This window comes from Aquimarina sp. 433 (genome assembly GCF_054054605.1).
Genome location: NZ_JBSWZK010000001.1, coordinates 413,925 through 436,803 on the forward strand (window position 1 = coordinate 413,925; position 22,879 = coordinate 436,803).

At 34.5% G+C, this 22,879-nt stretch carries 16 protein-coding genes and 1 tRNA gene; 7 read left to right on the top strand and 10 right to left on the bottom strand.

Going from position 1 to position 22,879, the window contains the following annotated elements; translation table 11 throughout:
- Positions 1–11 precede the first annotated feature (11 nt).
- Positions 12–1,334 (bottom strand): c-type cytochrome, encoded by a 1,323-nt coding sequence (locus ACWNT5_RS01850; RefSeq protein ID WP_456516432.1) that lies wholly within the window; start codon positions 1,332–1,334, stop codon positions 12–14.
- A gap of 224 nt (positions 1,335–1,558) precedes the next feature.
- Between ACWNT5_RS01850 and ACWNT5_RS01855 the strand changes: the two genes are divergently transcribed.
- Positions 1,559–2,011 (top strand): SPOR domain-containing protein, encoded by a 453-nt coding sequence (locus ACWNT5_RS01855; RefSeq protein ID WP_299894953.1) that lies wholly within the window; start codon positions 1,559–1,561, stop codon positions 2,009–2,011.
- 72 nt (positions 2,012–2,083) lie between these two features.
- Here ACWNT5_RS01855 and infB read toward each other — a convergent pair whose 3' ends face one another.
- From infB to rimP, 3 genes are read right to left on the bottom strand one after another with little or no spacing between them, the layout of a single operon-like run.
- Positions 2,084–4,876, bottom strand: coding sequence for a translation initiation factor IF-2 (gene infB, locus ACWNT5_RS01860; RefSeq protein ID WP_456516433.1), 2,793 nt, complete (start codon positions 4,874–4,876; stop codon positions 2,084–2,086).
- A 44-nt stretch (positions 4,877–4,920) separates the two neighbouring features.
- Positions 4,921–6,153, bottom strand: coding sequence for a transcription termination factor NusA (gene nusA, locus ACWNT5_RS01865; protein ID WP_219007061.1), 1,233 nt, complete (start codon positions 6,151–6,153; stop codon positions 4,921–4,923).
- 12 nt (positions 6,154–6,165) lie between these two features.
- Positions 6,166–6,666, bottom strand: coding sequence for a ribosome assembly cofactor RimP (gene rimP / locus ACWNT5_RS01870; RefSeq protein WP_456516434.1), 501 nt, complete (start codon positions 6,664–6,666; stop codon positions 6,166–6,168).
- Positions 6,667–6,896: 230 nt separating this feature from the next.
- Between rimP and ACWNT5_RS01875 the strand changes: the two genes are divergently transcribed.
- Positions 6,897–7,730 carry a universal stress protein gene (locus tag ACWNT5_RS01875; protein ID WP_456516435.1) on the top strand — a complete coding sequence of 278 codons (834 nt, stop codon included), beginning with the start codon at positions 6,897–6,899 and terminating at the stop codon, positions 7,728–7,730.
- Positions 7,731–7,825: 95 nt separating this feature from the next.
- Entirely contained in the window at positions 7,826–8,017 is a 192-nt protein-coding gene (locus ACWNT5_RS01880; RefSeq protein WP_456516436.1) for a hypothetical protein, read from the top strand.
- Positions 8,018–8,213: 196 nt separating this feature from the next.
- Here ACWNT5_RS01880 and ACWNT5_RS01885 read toward each other — a convergent pair.
- A tRNA-Gln gene (locus tag ACWNT5_RS01885) sits at positions 8,214–8,286 on the bottom strand.
- Positions 8,287–8,499: 213 nt separating this feature from the next.
- Between ACWNT5_RS01885 and ACWNT5_RS01890 the strand changes: the two genes are divergently transcribed.
- Together ACWNT5_RS01890 and ACWNT5_RS01895 are read left to right on the top strand one after the other, a co-directional pair.
- Complete coding sequence (locus tag ACWNT5_RS01890; protein ID WP_299603580.1) at positions 8,500–11,802, top strand: glycosyltransferase family 117 protein; 3,303 nt, start codon at positions 8,500–8,502, stop codon at positions 11,800–11,802.
- 43 nt (positions 11,803–11,845) lie between these two features.
- Entirely contained in the window at positions 11,846–12,484 is a 639-nt protein-coding gene (locus ACWNT5_RS01895; protein ID WP_456516437.1) for a polysaccharide deacetylase family protein, read from the top strand.
- A 20-nt stretch (positions 12,485–12,504) separates the two neighbouring features.
- Here ACWNT5_RS01895 and ACWNT5_RS01900 read toward each other — a convergent pair whose 3' ends face one another.
- On the bottom strand, positions 12,505–12,801 hold the full coding sequence (locus tag ACWNT5_RS01900; RefSeq protein ID WP_299603584.1) for a thioredoxin family protein: 297 nt from the start codon (positions 12,799–12,801) through the stop codon (positions 12,505–12,507).
- Positions 12,802–12,883: 82 nt separating this feature from the next.
- Entirely contained in the window at positions 12,884–14,122 is a 1,239-nt protein-coding gene (locus tag ACWNT5_RS01905) for a metallophosphoesterase (protein ID WP_456516438.1), read from the bottom strand.
- 399 nt (positions 14,123–14,521) lie between these two features.
- Here ACWNT5_RS01905 and polA point away from each other — a divergent pair, with 399 nt between their 5' ends.
- Positions 14,522–17,335 (top strand): DNA polymerase I, encoded by a 2,814-nt coding sequence (gene polA, locus ACWNT5_RS01910; protein WP_299603588.1) that lies wholly within the window; start codon positions 14,522–14,524, stop codon positions 17,333–17,335.
- Between the two features lie 66 nt (positions 17,336–17,401).
- Entirely contained in the window at positions 17,402–18,256 is an 855-nt protein-coding gene (locus ACWNT5_RS01915; protein ID WP_456516439.1) for a TerC family protein, read from the top strand.
- A gap of 73 nt (positions 18,257–18,329) precedes the next feature.
- On the opposite strand, the gene ACWNT5_RS01920 is transcribed toward ACWNT5_RS01915, so the two are convergent.
- From ACWNT5_RS01920 to ACWNT5_RS01930, 3 genes are all read right to left on the bottom strand, one after another.
- On the bottom strand, positions 18,330–18,812 hold the full coding sequence (locus tag ACWNT5_RS01920) for a lipocalin family protein (protein ID WP_456516440.1): 483 nt from the start codon (positions 18,810–18,812) through the stop codon (positions 18,330–18,332).
- A 91-nt stretch (positions 18,813–18,903) separates the two neighbouring features.
- A complete protein-coding gene (locus ACWNT5_RS01925) occupies positions 18,904–20,097 on the bottom strand; it encodes a serine hydrolase domain-containing protein (RefSeq protein ID WP_456516441.1) in 1,194 nt (397 codons plus the stop codon).
- 80 nt (positions 20,098–20,177) lie between these two features.
- Entirely contained in the window at positions 20,178–22,871 is a 2,694-nt protein-coding gene (locus tag ACWNT5_RS01930; protein WP_456516442.1) for a DUF5916 domain-containing protein, read from the bottom strand.
- Between the last annotated feature and the right edge of the window lie 8 nt (positions 22,872–22,879).

Sequence of the window (22,879 nt, forward strand, 5' to 3'; positions counted from 1 at the left end):
TAAATCATTTATTAATAGTGGCACTTTCCACATTCCAAACCACCCATCTGAGCAGCAGTTAATTTATCCACTCCGTACTTCTTAGACAACTCTGCATGTATCTTCTCATAGTACTCATTTCCTTCCACCTTCACATTGGTCTCTCTATGACAGTTGATACACCATCCCATTGTTAGCGGAGCATGCTGATACATAATTTCCATTTCTTCTACAGGACCATGACATGTCTGACATTCAACACCTGCAACACTTACGTGCTGAGAATGATTAAAGTATGCAAAATCAGGTAGATTATGAATACGAACCCATTTCACTGGCTCAGTCTTTCCTGTATACGCTTGTTCAGCTTCATCCCAACCAACAGCTTTATAAAGCTTTTTAATCTCACCGTCATAAAACTCTTTAGAATATTCATCGGTAGCAGTGCTTTCTGCAACTTCAGCTATAGATTTATGGCAGTTCATACAAACATTCAGAGAAGGAATTCCCGAATGTTTAGAAACTCTAGCAGAAGAGTGACAGTACTTACACTCAATCTTGTTGTCACCAGCATGAATCTTATGAGAATAGTGTATTGGCTGAATTGGCATATATCCTTGATCAACACCTACCTGCATTAGATAACCATATACAAAGTAACCACTTGCAAGCAACACAAATATCGCTGACACTAATACTAAGAATTGATTCTGCACAAAAGCTTTCCAAATTGGAGTTCTTACTTCTTCTTCAGCAAACTCAACACCATTAGCTTCTGCGAAACTTCTTAATGTTTTATTCACTAAGAACAGTACAACCACCAACATTAAGAACACTAATACCAACGCTCCTAATATAAGAGTAGTAGAAGCTCCGTCTCCAGAACCTGTTTGCCCACCACCTCCATCTGGAACAGCAGCGGTTTTAGGCTCAGCTTTAGGAACCATTACATAAGCCAAGATATTATCTATGTCGGTATTGGTCAATTGTGGAAATGCATTCATCGGAGTTCTTTTGTACTCCTCGTAAATAGCAACCGCTCTTGCATCTCCAGATGCGATCATCGCTGCACTATTTTTTACCCAAGAATAAATCCATTCTCTCTCATACTTATCAGCAACTCCAAAAAGTGCTGGACCTGTCATCTTCTTATATCTTTTGTGACAAGCAGCACAAAGCGATTTAAACAACGCTTCTCCTTTTGCTACATCTCCACCAGTGGCAGATTCAGCAGTAGCCGCTTCAGTTGTTGCTGCTTCTTCCTGAGCAAAAACTGGATTCATTAAAGAGAATAAAAAAACAGTTCCTAGAAGTAGGAGTTTTGAGGCTGAATTTCGGTATTTCACCTGTTTCATATTATAAAGTAGAATTATCGTCTAAATTTTGGTATGGTTTTTTCGTTATTCTTAAAAAAACGATGCAAAAACCACGTCCATTTAATTCGACAGCAAAAGTACTACAATAAGTCGATTTTAGAAATGTTAGCGAACTGTTAAGTGCTAATTTATAATAATTCTAAATAATATTTTTAAAGGATTTTGAGTTATTAAACTTTACCTTTGTGTCAAATCTATTTGTAATGAGAATTTTAAACAAAAAAAACAGCATTTTCGTATTAGGATTTTGTTTTGTTGGGATGAACTTTTTGAATGCGCAGGATTCTACAAATTCTGACAATCCTACTGTTTTTACCACAGTAGAAATAGCTCCTCCTGCAGAACCTACTGTAACCATAAATCAAGACCCAAGAATACAACAACTTCTGAATATCAAAACAAAAATGGACAAAGAAGGTGTTTTAAGCGAAAATTACCGAGTGCAATTATTCACAGGCGATCTCAATGAAGCAAATGAGGTTCAAAATAAAGCAGAAACTGCTTTTCCTCAATGGAGTTCAGAGATAGTTTACGAAACCCCTAACCACAAAGTATGGATAGGTAATTACAGAAGTAAATTAGAAATGGATAGAGCCCTAAAAGAAATTAAAAAAGAATTCCCAACAGCTTTCCCTTTCAAATTAGGAAGAGATTAATCACAATAAGGATTTAACAAACAAAAAGCCCGATCAAATGATCGGGCTTTTTACTTTTATAATTATTACGTTCTATAACTTTTTCTTTACTGCAACTTCTTGGAATGATTCGATGATATCTCCAATTTTAATATCATTATAATTCTTGATTTGCAATCCACAATCATAACCTTTAGAAACCTCTTTAACATCATCTTTAAATCGTTTCAATGAAGCTAATTCACCAGTATATACAACTACTCCTTCACGTATTAATCGTATTCCAGCATTTCGAATAATTTTTCCAGTCTGCACCATACAACCTGCAATAGTACCAACTTTAGAAATCTTAAATGTTTCTCTTATTTCTGCAGTACCCGTAATCTCTTCTTTCATTACTGGAGAAAGCATTCCCTCCATCGCATCCTTAAGATCATTGATAGCATCATATATAATAGAATATGTTCTGATATCAATTTCTTCCTTATCTGCAACTTGACGAGCATTTCCTGCTGGTCGCACATTAAATCCAATAATAATTGCATCAGATGCAGAAGCTAATAACACATCACTTTCTGTAATTGCACCAACCGCTTTATGAATAATATTTACATGAATTTCTTCAGTAGACAATTTCTGGAAAGAGTCTGTCAGTGCTTCTACAGAACCATCCACATCCCCTTTAAGGATAATATTTAATTCTTTGAAATCACCTAAAGCAATACGACGTCCAATTTCGTCTAATGTAATATGTCGCTGTGTACGAACAGACTGTTCTCTGTGCAACTGAGCTCTTTTAGCTGCAATATCTTTAGCTTCTCTTTCGTCTTCAAGAACACTAAATTTATCACCCGCCTGAGGTGCACCATCTAATCCTAATATAGAAACAGGTGTAGAAGGTCCGGCTTCTTTCACATTCTTACCTCGTTCATCCTGCATCGCTTTTACCTTACCACTGTTCTTTCCTGCTAACACATAATCTCCCACACGTAGTGTTCCAGTTTGAACAAGAATTGTAGAAACATACCCTCTACCTTTATCCAAGAATGCTTCAACAACAGTTCCTGATGCCAATCTATCTGGATTAGCTTTCAGTTCTAATATTTCCGCTTCTAATAAAACTTTCTCTAAAAGTTCTTTAACTCCTTGACCAGTTTTAGCAGAAATATCATGGGATTGTATTTTTCCACCCCAGTCTTCTACTAATAAATTCATGGAAGCTAATCGCTCTTTAATCTTGTCAGGATTCGCCTCTGGTCTATCCACTTTATTGATTGCAAATACAATTGGTACACCAGCAGCCTGAGCATGACTGATCGCCTCTTTTGTTTGTGGCATCACATCATCGTCAGCAGCAATTACTATAATTGCCAAATCCGTAACCTGAGCACCACGAGCACGCATCGCTGTAAAGGCTTCGTGACCAGGAGTATCTAAGAAAGCAATTTTCTGCCCATTTTCTAACTGAACTCCATAAGCACCAATGTGCTGTGTAATCCCTCCACTTTCACCTGCGATTACATTTTCTTCACGAATATAATCCAGTAATGATGTTTTACCATGATCTACATGACCCATAACTGTTACTATAGGAGCTCTTAAAACAAGATCCTCTGGAGCGTCTATGATTTCTTCGATTGCGTCTTCTACGTCAGAAGTAACAAAATCTACTTCATATCCAAATTCATCTGCTACTATAGAAAGAGTTTCCGCATCCAGACGCTGATTCATAGTCACCATAATACCCAGCGACATACATGCAGATATTACTTGCGTCGTAGGAACATCCATCATTGTAGCAACCTCAGAAACCGTTACAAATTCAGTAACTTTAAGAACTTTACTTTCCTGTTCTTGTTGCGCCACATCATCCTCCGCTTTCTGACGGTGTTGATCCCTCTTATCTCTACGATATTTTGCCGCTTTAGATTTTTTAGATTTCCCTTGAAGTTTTTCAAGAGTCTCTCTTACCTGCTTTTGTACTTCTTCTTCGCTTGGCTCTTCTTTTACTATAGCAGGACGCTTTCCTTTATTATTTCTATTACCTGGACCGCGATTACCTTGTCTATTACCTGGTCCTCGGTTTCCTCCTTGTCTATTTCCAGGACCTCCAGATTTCGCACCGCCATCTTTACTAATTCTTCTACGACGCTTTTTCGCATCTCCGTCTGAAGATTTATCAGATTTATCTTCTTTCTTTTTTACTGGTTTTTGAAACTTAGTTAAATCAATCTTCTGCCCTGTAAAATTAGGACCATCTAATTTCTTATACTGTGTTTCTACCTTAACTGGTTCTGCTGGAACCTCAGCATCCTTTGCCGCAGGTGTTTCTTTCTTCTGATTTTGTTGCTTTACAGGTTTAGATGCTTTCTTTTGCTCTAAATCTATAGAAGCCACCTTGGCAATCTTTATACCTTTTTTCTCAGGTCGATTTGACACAACCTCAGGCTGTTTAGGTTTTTCTACTACCTTCTCTTCTTTTGGAGGCTCAACTACTGCTTTTTCTTCGGGCTGTTCAGCAGTTTTCTCCTTCTTATCCAATTCAATCTTACCTACTTGCTTAGGTCCACTTAATTGGGCTTTAGCTTTCACAACTTCGCGAGCCTCAGCACGCTTACGTCGCTCTTCTTGCTCTGTTTCGATCTGTACTCGAAGTGCCTCCTTCTCTTTCCTTTTTTCCTCACCAACCTCTTTTGAAGCTACCTTTTTACTTTTGTCTGTTTGAAACTCATCAAACAAAAGCTGATAGATCTCCGAAGAAATCTTAGTGGTAGGACGCGAGTCTATCTCATGACCTTTTGAACTCAAAAAGTCAACAGCCCGATCAAGCGAGATATTGAATTCGCGTAATACCTTATTTAATCTCATTGTTTTTGCTTCAGCCATAAATGCCCTTTATTTTATGCTCAAATATAAATTAATTGAAGTTATTAATCTTCAAATTCTGATTTTAATATTCTAATAACTTCACCAACAGTCTCTTCTTCGAGGTCTGTTCGCTTTACTAAATCTTTAATATCTTGTTCTAAAATACTCTTAGCTGTATCTAATCCTATTTTAGCAAACTCTTCTATAATCCAAGAATCAATTTCATCCGAGAATTCAGATAGCTCCACATCTTCCTCTACACCTTCTCTAAACACATCTATCTCAAAACCAGTTAATTGACCAGCAAGCCTAATATTATGACCACCACGTCCAATTGCTTTAGAAACCTCTTCTGGCTTTAACATAACCTCAGCTCTAGAACCTTCTTCATCCAATTTAATGGAAGTTACTCTTGCTGGACTTAATGCTCTTGTAATAAAGAGCTGTAAATTATTTGTGTAGTTTATTACATCAATGTTTTCATTACCCAATTCTCTAACAATTCCATGGATACGAGAACCTTTCATACCTACACAAGCTCCAACCGGATCAATTCTATCATCATAAGAATCCACTGCTACTTTTGCTTTTTCACCAGGAATCCTAACAACTTTCTTCACCGTTATAAGACCATCAAACACCTCTGGTATTTCTGACTCAAACAACTTCTCAAGAAATAAAGGAGAAGTTCTAGACATTATAATTGCAGGCTTGTTACCTTTTAATTCTACAGATTCAATTACTCCCCTTACATTCTCTCCTTTTCTAAAAAAGTCAGAAGGTATTTGTCTGTCTTTAGGTAAAATTATTTCATTTCCTTCATCATCTAACAAAATAATAGCTCTGTGTCGGATATGATGAACTTCTGCTGTATATATCTCTCCTTCTAATTCTTTAAACTGCTTGTAGATATTAGTATTATCGTGTTCATGAATCTTCGAAATCAGATTTTGACGTAATGCCAAAATAGACCTTCTTCCTAAGTCAATTAACTTAACTTCCTGAGATACATCTTCACCGATTTCAAAATCTGGCTCAATCTTTTGTGCTTCCGAAAGTGAAATCTCCTGATTTCCATCTTCTACCTCTCCATCTGCAACTACCACACGATTCCTCCAAATCTCTAAATCCCCTTTATCGGGATTTATAATGATATCGAAATTATCATCACTACCAAATTTCTTTTTTAGTGCATTTCTAAACACATCTTCCAAGATCGCCATTAGCGTAACACGATCGATTAACTTATCATCCTTAAATTCTGAAAATGATTCTATTAATGCGATATTTTCCATATCAATTTATAATTAAAATGTTATCATAACTTTAGCTTCCTTTATCTCTGAATACGCAAAAGAAACCTCTTTGGTTACCGTTATTTTTCCTTTTCCCACTGGTTTTGGCTCTCTAGTTTTCCAAACCAGTGTTATATGATCTTCTGTTACCGAAGTTAACTCTCCTTCTACAGTAGTATCTTCCGTTTTTACTTTCAGTTTTCTTCCAATATTCTTTTTGTATTGGCGTTGATTTACCAAACCTTCAGAAACCCCAGCAGACATTACTTGCAATGAAAAATCCTCTTCTTCTCTATCCAAATTATGTTCTATAGCTCTGCTTATTGCGATACAATCTTCCACCTTCACTCCATCATCACCATCTATAATAATTTCGATACTATTATCTGGATGTATTTTTTGATTTATTAAAAAAAGAGAAGGTCTTTCACTAAGCGCTTCTTCTAATAAGTTTTGAACTTTATCTTTTAATGACATAAGTAGATAAAAAGAGGGGACTTTTCGTCCCCTCATCCTGGTTTTTTAATTTCAACGGTGCAAAGATAATAATAATATCTTAGATTCAAAACCCACACAACAATGAATTTATTCGTAAATTTAATTGACTGTTAAGCTTTTACCGAAATCGTTATCCAAATGATATAATTACAAAAGCATAAACCACAGTTAAATGTTTTCATTACGGAAAGAGCTAAAACATAACACATTTAACAATATCTACTTACATTAACACCTAACTAACAATGATAAAAAACATTCTCGTACCCACTGATTTTTCTTCACAAGCAGAAAGTGCACTGAAGGTAGCAGCGCAATTAGCAAAAAAAAACAATGCAAAAATATACCTATTACATATTCTCGAAATGCCAGTGCATCTTGTAGACCTAATGTCTTCTGGAAGCTCAGCTCCTGCACCAGAAGCTGTCTTTTTCATGAAGCAAACTCATAAAAAATTCGAAGAAGTCCTAGAAAGCAGTTATTTAGAAGGCTTAGATGTTATTGAAACCGTAAGCTTCGAAGATGTATTAAACGGCATCATGGATTCTTGCAACAAGAATGATGTTGACATGATCGTAATGGGGTCTCACGGCTCTTCAGGCTTCGAAGAGTTATTCATTGGATCCAATGCTGAAAAAGTAGTTAGAACATCCGAAAAACCAGTGTTAGTTATCAAAGAAGATTGTAACATTTTTGAAGTTAAAGACTTTGTATACGCTACAAATTTTGACGATGAAGACAAACCTTCTTTGGTTGCTGCGGATCAATTTGCTAAACAATTAGAAGCTAAACTTCATTTAGTTTGGATTAATACCGCAAACAGTTTTAAAACCACTAGTGAAACGGAAGAAAAAATGAACCTGATGATCTCTGATCTTCCTATAGACAACTACAGTCTAAATATTTATAACGATATCAACGTGGAAAAAGGAATCTTAAATTTTGTAAAATCAGTTAATGCCGGATTAATTGGAATTAGCACCCATGGAAGAAAAGGACTATCTCATTTTATCAATGGAAGTCTCGGAGAAGATGTTGTGAATCATGCCAAAAGACCTGTATTAACTTTTAAAATTTGAAATTCACATAAATTTAACGCTCTCATCCCTGAAAACCGTGAAATAAAACCTTCCTGAAAATAATAGTTTTGGATCTAACAAAAACAATATTTATTATGCAAAATTCAATTTTATCAATCGAAGGTGTACTAGTTCTTTCTAAGAAAGGACAAAAAGCGATTAAAGGAGCCGCTTCAGAAGATCCATCTCTTTGCGGATGTTCTTGTAGCGGATCTGTAACAGGTCCTGCATACTGCAGAAAATATGTTTATTGCCCTCAGATATACACTTGCGAAGAAACTTTTTAAACCTTCATTTATCTGAGTTCTAAATCTAAAAAAAATCCGAATTCTGAAGAATACCTGTCAGAATTCGGATTTTATTATTCTATAAGCTCTCTTTATCTTCTTATCATTAGATCTTAAAACAAAATATTCACCAAACTACATTTATTATGTTCTATAAAACAAAAAAGGAACCGATAAAAATCAGTTCCTTTTTAAGTTGGTCTACTAGGGCTCGAACCTAGACTCTTCTGGACCAAAACCAGACGTGTTGCCAGTTACACCATAGACCAATGCGTCATTGCGGGTGCAAATTTAAAACATTCTTTCGGCTCTACAAACATTTTTTTAAAAAAATTGCACTTACCACAATTTTTAACGGAAAATAAATTGAATTTACCTTGAGTATCATCAAAATATAAACTTCTGTTAAGCGTTTGCTAAAAAAACTAATAGAGAAGTATTTTTATTACTAAATTCGCCACACGTTATATAACAGTTATCTTATGAATGCATTCAACTTTCAAAAGTGGAATAAAATTTTAGGATGGGTAGTTTTTGCCATATCCCTACTTGTTTATTATTTAACCGTAGAACCAACAGCTAGTTTTTGGGATGCAGGTGAATATATTGCCACTTCATCTAAATTACAAGTTGGACACCCACCAGGAGCTCCTTTATTTCAGATGATTGGAGCTTTTGCTTCTATATTCGCATCAGACCCTACACAAATAGCATTTGTAGTAAACATGACCTCTGCATTTGCAAGTGCATTTGCGATTCTATTTATGTTTTGGTCCATAACTATTTTAGTAAAAAAACTAATTATTACCGATGAGAATTTCACTGATGCAAAAGCATTTGCTACATTAGGAAGTGGACTAGTTGGATCTTTAGCATTTACCTTTACCGATAGCTTTTGGTTTAATGCAGTGGAAGCAGAAGTTTATGCTATGGCCACATGCATCTTATCCGTTATGTTTTATCTAGGATTACTATGGGAAAGAGACATGCACAAACCTAGAGGAAACCGATGGTTAATTCTCATTGCATTTATCACTGGATTATCATTCGGTGTGCACTTTATGGGATTACTTTCCATACCGGCGATTGGATTGCTTTATTATTTCAAAAACTACAAGGTTACCATAAAGAACTTTGTGATTGCAAATGTTTTTGTTGTAGCCATATTACTTTTCATTTTTAAACTACTTCTACCATCAACGTTAAAATTATTTGGATGGTTCGAGGTAACTTTTGTGAACAGTTTTGGAATGCCTTTCAATTCGGGAACTATATTTTTAGGTCTCATTATTGCTACTGCATTTTACTTTATCCTAAAATATACAAACAAAAAGAAATTCCCTTTGGTTAACACATCTGTTCTATGTGTTTTGTTCATTTTCATAGGTTTCTCTTGTTGGATTATGTTACCTATTAGAGCAAATGCAGGAACTGTTATCAACGAAAACAACCCAAATAATGCGAGAGAGTTATTAGCGTATTATAATCTTGAACAATATCCAGAAACTCATTTATTCTATGGACCTCAGTTTACAGAGATCTATGCTGGACTAGACGAGGATAACCCTTATGAGGATGATAAACCTAAATATGAAAAGAATTTAAAAACGGGTAAATATGACATCGTTAATGACTGGAAGAATGCCAGACAAAATATTGATGATGATCATAAGGCGTTTTTACCAAGAATGTGGAGTACCGAACACATCGCAAACTACATGGATTTTACAGGACCAATTAGTTTTACTATAAAACCTGAGTACCAGGATGAATCAGAATTACTCGAAGCCGTTACTCAATTCAGAAGAGAATATGCAGTTGGTAAACTTGATAATGATGATTACAACAAATTTTTACGTTCTTTTGGAGACTATCTAAATGTTGAAAAACCTTCTTTTGCTTCTAACATTATGTATATGCTAGAATACCAGGTTGGATATATGTATTGGAGATATTTTATGTGGAATTTTGTTGGAAGACAAGATGATAATCAAGGTAAATATGGCAATCTTGAAGGTAATTGGTTAAGTGGCATCAATTTTATTGACGAATTACATTTAGGTTCGCAAGACAATTTACCGACCGATGCCCTTAAAAACAAAGCCAGAAACACCTACTACTTCTTACCATTATTGTTAGGATTAATAGGCTTTATCTTTCAAGCGCAAAAGGACAAGAAAAATTTCTGGATCTTACTTGTATTTTTCCTTTTTACTGGTTTAGCCCTAAAGGTATATCTTAACGAAAGACCTTTTGAGCCAAGAGAACGAGACTATGCCTTAGTAGGTTCTTTTTATGTCTTTGCCATTTGGATAGGTTTTGGAGTTTACGCTTTGTTCGATATTCTGAAAAATGCGCTAAAACCAAAATTACTAGCTCCAATTGTGACAACTGTATGTTTACTAGCCGTACCTGTATTACTTGCTGCGCAGAATTGGGATGACCATGATCGATCTAATAGATATACTGCACAAGCAATGGCCAAAATGTACTTACAATCTTGCCAAAAAGATGCCATTCTCTTTACTATAGGTGATAACGATACTTTTGCTCTATGGTATGCACAAGACATAGAAGAATATCGAACAGATGTAAGAACTGTAAACACAAGTTTATTTGCTACAGATTGGTACATAGATCAGATGAAAAGAGCTGCCTATGATGGCAAACCAATTCCTTCACAGTTGACTCACGATTTTTATCGTTTCGGTAATAATGATGCTATTTATTACAAACCAGTTACGAATGACACCATGCTTATTAAAAACTGGATGCGCTGGATAGAAACCGACGACCCAAGAACCAAAGGAGATTTGCAAAATGGAAAACAAGTAAACACCTTCCCTACAAAGCACATTAGAATACCAGTGGATAAAGAAGCCGTTCTTAGAAACGGAATTGTATCACAAAAGGATGCTGATTTGATAGTTCCTTATATAGACATTCATCTTAAAGGAGATTTATTATTTAAGAATCGCCTATTGATGCTAGATATTATCGCTAATAACAATTGGGAAAGACCTATTTATTTTACTGGTGGTAGTTTTGGAGACGATGATTATTTATGGATGAAAGATTACTTACAATTAGATGGTGTAACCTATAAATTAGTTCCTATCAGAACTCCTGTAGATAAGAGAAATCCTTACGATTTAGGCAGAATAGATACCGATGTTATGTATAAAAACGTAACCAGTTGGGATTGGGGTAACAGTGAGAATCCAGATATTTATCATGATCCTGAAACCAGAAAGAATGCAATTACCTATAGAAGTAACTTAGCTCGTTTGGTTGAAGCTTTAATTAACGAAGGAAAAAATGATAAGGCAAAAGAAATTCTTGATTTAGGAATGGAAAAAATGCCTATTGAGTTTTACGAGTACTATACATTATTAGAGCCGTATGTAAGTGGCTATTATGAAGTAGGAGAAAAAGAAAAAGCTCGTGAACTATGGAACAAAATTGCCAAAAAGTACCAAGAGCAACTAACTTATTTTGGAAGTCTTACATTAGAAAACCAATACCAATATGCAAGCGAAATCGTAAGTAATGTAGAACGATATCGTAGTGTAGTTGATCTTTTACTGATTAATCAGGATAGAGAAATGATTGAAGAAAAAGCTGAGGAATTCAACAGATATTTACGCCTATTCACCAAACTTTACTCGGAAGATGAGGAATATGACAATCAAGATCTGTTAGAAACGGAAGAAAGAGAAATGCAGAAGGAACTTCAGGATAGTCAAAAAGTATTAGATACTCTAGAGGAAACACCTAATTCATAACAATATAGAGCCTTTTTTAAAGGCTCTTTTTTTTAGACAAATTTTGGATATTATACCTAGCAAAACACCTAATAGTATCAAACTACTATTTCCTAATTACGTTTGGGATTTTTATGCCAAAAATGAAAAAAAAATATACCTTACTTTTGACGACGGTCCTATTCCTGAAATAACGGAATTTGTGCTAGAGCAATTAAATATATTTAAAGCAAAAGCTACATTTTTTTGCATTGGTGATAATATCAGAAAACATCCTGAAATCTTTAACAAAATAATTCAAGATGATCACAGCATTGGAAATCATACTATGCATCATGTAAAAGCAAGAAAAACCAGTTTCTCTGATTATATTGATGACACATTACGTTGCGAGAGTGAGATTTCTAAATACATCTCTCTAAAAAATAAGTTATTTAGACCACCCTACGGACAATTAAGTAAGTCAAAACTATCAGAATTAAAAAGATTGGGTTATGAAATTATACTATGGGATGTTTTAGCAAAAGACTGGATGCATAGCATAACTCCTGAAGAATGTACAAAAACCGTAATTAAAAACACTAGAAATGGAAGCATTATAATTTTTCATGACAGTGTAAAAGCTTCGAAAAACCTTATTGCAACTTTACCAAAAATATTGCAATATTTTACCGAACAAGGATTTGTATTTGATAAAATATAAAAAGAGAGAAAGATACTCTTTTACACATATTCCTTGATCAATCCAATGAGTGTATTCGCATCCTGCTCTCCACTCTGCCTCCAAACCATCTCACCCGCTTTATAAATCATTAACGTAGGAAGACCTTTTATTCTAAGTGCTGTTGCTAATTCTTCGTTTTTGTCAACATCTATTTTGATTACTTTAGCTTTATCACCAAGAGCAGCAGCTACGTCTTTTAAAACAGGGTGCATGGAAACCGATGGTTCATTCCATTCTGTATAAAAGTCCAATAAAACCGGAACCTCAATACCTATTAAATCACCAAACTTTGACATGCTTTATAAATTTTATGATCTCACTTTTTACTATTAACGCATAAAGTAGATATCTAATTGTAAATATAACATTTTCTATGAATTAAGAGGATTTTGCTCCTTTTCTCAATTCTATCACCGTAATTTCTGGCCAAATTCCTACTCTACCAGGAAAAGCATGAAAACCAAAACCTCTATTTACATTAAGATATCGTCCCATTTCATTATACATACCAGCCCATTGCTTATACACATATTGTACTGGACTCCATCTTAAAAAACCAGGAATTTCGATACCAAATTGAAATCCATGAGTATGTCCACTTAACGTAAGATGATAATGATCCTCATGTTTTTTAACCTCATATTCCCAATGAGAAGGATCATGACTTAATAATATTTTGAAGTCCTCTTTTGCCACTCCATCTGATGCTTTAGTTAGATCACCAGCTTTCTTAAAATTATGACCCCAGTTTTCTACACCGACAATAGCGATACGCTCTCCATCCTTTTCCACAAAAGCATTATCATTTAACAATAGATTAAAATCGATCTTAGAATGTATTCGTTTAATAGCCTCAAAATTTGCCTTTTTATCTTCTTCAGAATCCCAAGTAACGTATTCTCCATAATCATGATTTCCTAAAACCGAATACTTACCATACTCAGGAGTTTTCAACTTCTTGAAAGTATCAATCCAATCATCCATTTCACTCGCCATTGTATTTACAATATCCCCAGTAAAAACCAATAAATCGGTTTGTTGTTCATTTATTAAATCTACAGCATATTCTATTTTCTCAACCTCATCAAAACTTCCAGAATGTATATCAGAAATTTGGGTTAAACGAAAGCCATCAAAGGCTGTTGGCAAATCTTCAAAATGAAGTACATGACTTATAACTTTAAAGTTATATTTACCTCTAAAAATTCCATGCACTAAACCAGCAAAAGGAATAGCAGCCACTCCAAGCGCAATTTGACTCACAAATTTTCTTCTACTTGGCAAGTATTGGGTAGCATTACCATCGAAAAATGTATTGGTGAGATAGGTATAACCCGCTATACACAATCTAATAATATCCTCTCCAAACATAAACAATACCAAAATCAGCTTTGGTACTAACGTTACCAACAATAATCCACTTGCTCTAAGAGAATATTTATTAGGCCCAACGCTTCTATCATAATTTGCAAAGACATAAATAACATACCCAATAACCAATAATGACAACAACAGGTATACAATTTGAATCCATTGGCTTTTAGAAAGTGTGCGAATCACCTGATAAGCGTATAATTCTATTAAACCAAAAAAAATAAGGGGTATTATCCAACGCATATACACAAAATAAATTACAAAAAACAAAACTATCTTACCTTTTAACAAACTCAGTTATATTTAAGTAAAAATTAACTGTTTAGAACCAAATCATAATAGAATAATGGGTTTACCAATGATGCCTAATTCTTAACGTTAGAAATCTTACATTTTTCTTTCATATGTATAATTTTTATTCGTACCTTCGTTTCACAGGAAGAACATGGGGATGTACAAAAAAAATCTACTTTATTTATAGAAAATTACTATCGTATTTATAGCAATTGATAACATTGTTATCAATTTTATTTTGGGGCGAAATGCCGTCATTTATTGGCGGCATTTCTTATTTAGTATGATTTAAACCCATTTTCATTAATCTTATTTTTATCTTGCATTTTTAAAAATAGAATTCAAAACATGTCACAAAAACGTCTTTTTCTACTGGATGCCTATGCACTAATTTTTCGTGGATATTACGCCTTAATCAAAAACCCAAGAATTAATTCTAAAGGGCAAGATACCTCTGCGATTATGGGTTTTGTAAACTCCCTTTTTGATGTTATTAAAAGAGAAAAACCAGATCACCTGGCAGTTGCGTTTGATAAAGCAGGGAGTAAAGACCGATTGGAAATATTTCCTGAATATAAAGCCAATAGAGATGAAACTCCAGAAGCCATAAAAATTGCAGTCCCAATTATCCAGGAAATTTTAAAAGCAATGCATATTCCTATTATAGAAAAAGCAGGAGTAGAGGCAGATGATCTTATAGGAACTATAGCAAAACAAGCTGAAAAAGAAGGATACAAAACCTATATGGTTACGCCTGACAAAGATTATGCACAACTTGTTTCCGAAAATATATTTATGTATCGCCCTGCTCGCATGGGAAATGGTATCGAAATATGGGGAATTCCTGAAGTTCAGAAAAAATTTGAAGTAGAACGACCAGAACAAGTTATTGATTATCTAGGTATGATGGGTGATGCCGTAGATAACATACCTGGCTTACCAGGTGTTGGAGACAAAACTGCAAAAAAGTTTATTGCAGCCTATGGATCGATGGAAGGATTGTTTGAAAACATCGATCAGTTAAAAGGGAAAATGAAAGAAAAGGTAGAAGCTAATAAAGAATTAGGGCTTCTGTCCAAAAAATTGGCCACCATAATTTTAGATTGTGATGTTACGTTTGATGCAAAAGATTATGAGATTTCTACGCCTGATGAGAAAAAGGTAAAAGAAATATTTGGAGAGTTAGAATTTAGAAGATTAACAGATCAATTCACCAAAATCTTTTTTCCATCAGAAGAGAACACTACCGCAACAGCGACTAAGAAATCTACTGGTACTGCAGGAGCTGGTCAGTTTTCATTATTTGGAGGCAATGAAGAATCGTCTTCTACAGATTCTTTATCATCGAGAAAAAACATATCTAATACCGAGCATTTTTACCAGAGTGTTGCACCTGGCATGGCGATGAAATTATTTCTACAAAATTTATTGAAACAAAATAATGTTTGTTTTGATACAGAAACTACCGGTTTAGACCCTCTAACTGCTGAATTAGTTGGTATTGCTTTTTCTTGGGAAGCTGGAAAAGGGTTTTATATTCCGTTTCCTGAAGACAAAAATGAAGCACAAGAATTAATCGAGCTTCTTAGACCTTTCTTCGAAGCTGAAGATATTGTAAAAATTGGTCAAAACTTAAAATACGACATCAAAGTTTTAGCTAAATACAACTTAGAAGTAAAAGGTAAACTCTTTGACACTATGTTAGCTCATTATCTAATCAATCCAGATATGAGACATAATATGGATGTTCTTTCCGAAACATACTTAAACTATACTCCAGTGTCGATCACAGAGTTAATTGGAAAAAAAGGAAAGAATCAATTATCCTTTAGACAAGTTCCACAGGAGAAACAAACAGAGTACGCTGTTGAAGATGCAGACATTACATATCAACTAAAAGAGCATTTCACTCCCGAACTTAACGCAGCAAACATATTATCACTTTTCGAAGATATCGAAGTACCTTTATTACGAGTACTTGCAGATATGGAAATTGAAGGTATTAATTTAGACAAAGAGTTTTTACAATCGTTATCTGAAGAGCTAGACAAAGATATTAAAACCTTAGAATCAAACATCTATACCGAAGCTGGTGAAGAATTTAATATTGCTTCTCCCAAACAACTGGGAATTGTTCTGTTTGAAAAAATGAAGCTAGTAGACAAACCGAAAAAAACGAAGACGGGTCAATATTCTACTGCAGAAGATGTACTTTCTTATTTAGCAAAAGATCATAAAATTATCCAAAACATATTAGATTACAGAGGCTTATCTAAACTAAAAAGCACTTATGTAGATGCACTACCGAATCAGGTAAATGAAAATACTGGTAGAGTTCATACAGACTATATGCAGACCGTCGCTGCTACTGGGCGTTTAAGCTCCAACAATCCTAATCTTCAGAATATTCCGATAAGAACCGAACGCGGAAGACAGGTACGAAAAGCATTTGTTCCACGTAGTGAAGATTACACCTTGTTAGCTGCGGATTATTCGCAAATAGAATTACGAATTATAGCTGCTTTGAGTGAAGAAGAGACTATGATCAGTGCGTTTAAAAATGGAGAAGATATTCATGCTTCTACTGCCGCTAAGGTTTTTAATGTTCCAATTTCTGAGGTTACTAGAGAACAACGTAGTAATGCAAAAACAGTAAACTTTGGTATTATTTATGGAGTTTCAGCTTTTGGTCTAAGCAACCAAACCAACCTTTCCAGAAGCGAAGCAAAAGAACTCATAGACACCTATTATAAGACATATCCGAAACTGCGCAATTACATGAGTGAACAAGTAGATTTTGCTAGAGAAAACGGATATGTACAAACGGTATTAGGAAGACGTCGTTACCTAAAAGATATTAACTCGGCTAATGCAGTAGTGAGAGGAGCAGCAGAACGAAATGCAGTTAATGCACCTATACAGGGAAGTGCTGCTGATATTATTAAAATAGCAATGATTAATATTCATAAAAAGCTAAAAGAAAGTAATTATAAAACCAAAATGCTACTTCAGGTACATGATGAATTGGTTTTTGATGTATTTAAATCCGAATTAGAAGAAATCAAATCTCTGATTCAATCTGAAATGGAGAATGCTTATAAACTAGCCGTTCCATTAGATGTAGATTTAGGTTTAGGGACTAATTGGCTCGAAGCGCATTAATATTGTAACTACTTTTAATAATTTTATACCAATAGATTAAAACAACAAACCAATCAAAACATTTTCATGGAACAACTTTTTACCGTAGAAAGCCTTGTAACCCTTTTAATGCTAGTATTACTACAAGCAGTCTTAGGATTTGATAACCTATTATACATTTCTTTAGAATCCAAAAAAGCACCACCAGAAAAACAAAGTTTTGTTAGAAAAATGGGAGTTGGCCTAGCCATTATCTTAAGAATAGTTTTACTTTTTGTTTTGATGTCGCTTATTCAATATTTTCAGGAACCTTTTTTAAGTCTCCATGATAATGGTATTCTTGAATTCAATCTTAACGTTCATAGCCTTATTGTACTTGCGGGAGGTGTATTCATTATATATACCGCAATAAAGGAGATTTGGCATATGATGTTATTAAAAGAACATGAAGAAACCGATAAGGAAGACAAAAAAGGCTCTATTAATAAAGTCATTTTATGGATTGTTATCATGAATTTGGTTTTTTCATTTGATTCTATACTTAGCGCAATGGCCTTAACCAGCGATATGGATTATGTTCCTCAACTAGTTTTAATGTCAATTGCTATCATATTAGGTGGCGTTCTAATGATTGTCTTGGCTGATAAAGTATCTAATTTCCTTCAAAAAAATAGAATGTATGAGGTACTTGGGTTGTTTATATTATTCATAGTAGGAATTATGCTGCTATCTGAAGGAGGTCACCTTGCGCATTTATACATTTTTAACAATGAGGTTACCCAAATGAGTAAAGCTACCTTTTATTTTGTAATTGTAGTATTGGTTATTGTAGACATCGTACAAGGACGTTATCAGAAAAAACTATTAGCAGAAAAGGAACACCAAGAAGCTCTTGCGGAAAAAGAATCTAAAGACCTACTAGCTGACCAACAAGAAAAGTAACTTAAGAATACAAATAAAATAAAAAGAGCTTCCTTATCGAGAAGCTCTTTTTATTTTATGTACACGCAACGTATTACTGTCTAGTAAAGATTAAGTCGATTTCTCCTAAATCATCTAAAGTATCTGTAAAAGAAAGTGTTGTTTGTGTTAACGTAATTGTTACCGTTGTGGGATCCATTCCGGTAGGAGTAAAAGTTAATTGATCCCCATCCAAACTCCACGAACCAGTTTCCATAAGCGTATTCCCTGTACAACTTGCTGTCACCACTGGTGGTATACCTGGCTCTACATCAACAGTAATTTCTGTAACCTCCTGATTATAGGTGTCATCTTCATTAACCGTAATTACATCTTCGAAACAAGAAAGTTCTTCTAAAAGGTTTGTGGATGCATTTCCATCCATATCTAAATCAACCGGTAATCCACCAGTCGCGGAAGTAAGCTCCCAAGTACCTACTAAAGAAACCATATCCGAAACTTCTCCATCATCATCATTACTACAAGAAGTAAAGATTAGTGCGCTGCAAATTGCAAAAAGAAAAAAATTGGTTTTCATTGTTTTTGAGTTTTAATTATTAATAAAGATTCATTGCTCATTCTTATAACAAAAGAACCACATATTTATTTTAAACATCACTCAATAAACCCTAATTACCCATTGTTGCAGTAAAAAAATCATAGTAATTCAAAAATGTAGGTATCACAGGCCCATTAAACGGATTTGGACCATTAAATAGAACACAAACACCAATTCCATTTTCTGGATCAATCATTAACTGCGTTTTGTATTGGTTTACATTTCCACCATGGTATACGATTCTCCTATTTCGATAATCCAAAATTCGCCAACCTTTAGCATAATATGAATCAGTAACTCCATCCCATAAATTCACATAGGTTTCATTATCACTCGTACAAATCATAGGATTAAAAATTTCGGACAAGCTCTCTTTAGAGATAATATCCGGGCGATACCCCAACAATACTTTTAGATACGCTCCCATATCCGATATGGATGCATTAATACCACCTGCAGCAGCTACATTGTAATAGTTTTTATGAAGATTTGTTAGAGAATATTTCTTAGAATAATGATTCCATTTATGAGGCAAAGCTACATTACCATTATTTTTAATCCCCAAGTAACTACTAGAAGCATTAGTCATCCCAGCGGGTCCAAACAATCGTTCTTCCAGTAATGTATCAAATGACTTTTGAGTATTACTTTCCATTATCTTTTCGATTACAGAAAAAACCGCATTTTGATAATCGTACGTCGTTCCTTCCTTAGCCACAACACCATTATATCTAAAATTAGATATAATACTCTGCAAAGACATCCCTTTATGAATCAATTTGGAATTAGTGTATTTGTACAACCCTGTAGTATGAGAAAGTAAATGATTAACGGTAAGCCTTTCTGCCTGAGCTTTATCTTTTAAACTAAAATTTTTAACAGTTTGCTTTACGTTTTGATTCCACTGAAGTTCGTTCCGATCTGCTAAATTACCCGCTAAAACAGATGTTACTCCTTTAGATAAACTTGCAATTCTAAAAACCGTATTAACATCAACAGAGTCAGTAGTATGAATTTCTTTGACTCCAAAACCCTTTTGATATACAACTGTTGAATCCTTTACGATTACAACCGCTGCACCAGGGCATTCGGAAATATTAAAATTTGTCGCAAAAAACTTTTCGTAATGTTCTAGAAAAAAGGACAAAGAATCCGTCTTTTCAACTACTGGCTTTGACTCAATCTGAAACTCTTCTTTTTGTTCTTTTTGGGCCGTACAACCAATAGCAAAAAGAGCAATCGCAATTTTAAAAAAACATTTCATAAAGCAACAATCTTAATTATTGCAATAATACAGGTAAAAAACTTCGATATAAAAACTTTCTTGAAACCTTTTTTAAATTTTTATAAAACAAACCGGTAAGTAGCTTTGATCAAAAAAGTATTCTCTGGTTGCTGTCCAAAAATTTGATTATCTAAACTTCTAAATAAATGATCTCCCGGATTCCCTGAACCTGTAATCCCTTGTGACCAAACCAGAAAAATTTCAGATCCTGGAATATACTCCCAACGCAGTACCAAATTAGATCTGAACTGAACAAAGGCAAAATCAGGATCTCCAAATGAATAATCTACCCCTCCTCCGTCTTCATCAACCGAATAAGTTCCATCTGCTAACGAAATTTGATTATTATCATACAGCGTTACTCGTTCGTTCAAATCAGAAGCAATCGGATTATTTACATAGTTAAAATCTGTATAAGTCCCTCTGGAAATAAAAGGCTGTCCGTAATACTGAATTGTGAGGTTCGGATTTATATTATAATTAAGACGTATACTAGCACTTAATGTTTGCTGATCAATTCTAGCTGTAATATATCTTGGAGTTCCATTAAAGTCAACCTCAGTTACATACTGCGTCTTATTAGGGTTCCTTTCAAATTCTGGATTCAGAGAAACGCTTAAAGCATTAAAAGGCTGATATCGCATTCTTAAAACATATCGATGAAAAGTAAAGTTATTTTGTCTCGCTCCAGAGTTAACGTACCCCATGGTAAAATTAAATTTCTTTCTACTATCCGAACCAAAGAACAAAAACGCAAAATTCTCTTCAGAAAAACGCCATCTCGGACCTCCTCTTAATATAGTATTGGTAAAAATTCTTGGCTTATGAGCTGCCCCTACTTCTGTCCACCAATTATTCTTATAATTAATAAATCCATTAAATTCATACTGAATCCTATTAAAATTTCCTTCAAAATCAAAAGCTGAAGTTTGTTCAAAACTCACATTAGCTCTTCTATAAAATTTTGTAGGTTTTAGAAATAAATAGCGCACATTGGCAAATTGTCTAATATCGTCGGCCTGTCTTAAAAATCCAATATCATTTAATTCTAACTCAGGAGATCTCCAGAAAACTCCGGCAGTGTATCGCCAATTACCACCGCCGGATTTTCCTCCAATCAATTTCCCTCCTGTTCCTGTTAAAGATGTTCTATTTGGATCTACCTCCACATGATCCGCATCCACACGCTGAAAAAGATGTGTGAGTTCGTTTTGTGTTGCTTCAATAGCCTCTTTAGATCCTTCTACATGACTCGTTACAAAATTTCCTTCTATAAAATACTTTCTATCTTTCCAATTATGTCTAAAATCTAAACCTCCAGAGTACGCAGCCTTTCTTAAAAAGTTCAGGTTATTTTCTCGCAATCCAGTTAATTCAGAAGTTTCATCTGTATCCGGATTATCATAATCAATATTTAAAATATCACCAAGATTACGATTTGTAGCGGTAAAAATTCCGCCGATATAGGTATTCCGATCATTAAAATCTTTCTGAGCTCGACCCACAAAATAATTAGTAAGTGGCTCTACAATTGTTTCTCTCCTATTACCATCAGCATCCTCTATTTTAGCAATTTCACGTTGTGTTACACTTTCTAATATACCTATCGACCATCCGTCTTTCGTTTTTCCACTAAATTTTGCTGCTCCTAAAATTGTAGTATTATTAGGTCTATCTACGAATTCTGTGTTTACAGGACTAGACCCAATAGAACCTTGAGGGCTTCTACCTATCCTCCTAGAGTAAAAGACATTATCAAAACCATTTGCAAATTGATAATCGAAAATATTCTTATTCTCTACAAAAAATGGCCGTTGTTCTCTAAAAAATATCTGGAACCCATCTAAGGCTATCGCAGCAGGATCGGCTTCAACTTGACCAAAATCAGGATTTACTGTTAAATCCATAGTTAGGTCGTTGGTAATACCAATTTTAGCATCCAAACCACCATTTAATTTAAAATCATCTCCATCTCTAAACGGATTTCCATCTTCAGCTGGAAAGGTATCATACTGAGTCACTGCAAAAGGTTGTATCTCTAACTGCTTTTGCGGTTCTATATCTATTAGACCATGCAACTCTCCGAATTCACTTACCCATCCAGGTGCATCTTGTGGTATTCTTTGCCAAACAGATCTTTCTTCTTTTCTAAAAAACCTGCGATTTACCTGAAGCCCCCATATTTGTTCTTTGCTTTTTCCGAACTTTAATTGACTTAATGGAATTTTTACTTCAGCGGTCCATCCTTCCTCGTCAATATTCGTAGCGGTATACCAAATCGGATTCCAACTACCATCCCAATTATTCCCATTATCAGAGATAAATTCATCTCCCTTTACTCCTGCTGCAGTAATAGTAAATGAAAAACCAGTTCTTTTATCGTGATAACTATCTAAATTAATCTCTACCCAATCTCCCGCAAAACCGTCTCTTCTAGACAGCCTTTTTTCTATTTTATCTGGCTCTGTATCATAACACCTATATGCTATATAAAGGTATTTTTGGTCATATAATATTTTAAACTTTGTTTGCTGACTAGGAGGAGTGTTTTCATCAGGTTCATTTTCAATAAAATCTCCTGACCATTCTACTAGATCCCAACTTGACTCATCGATTAATCCATTTATGGTTGGTGCCTCAGAACCCTGAAGAGGTTTAGTAGTATATATTCTTTTTTTTACTTTCGTAGAATCTTGAGCATTCGCTGATAAAGCAAAAAGAAGTAATACTAACACTTGGATAGTGCACTTCATGTTGATTG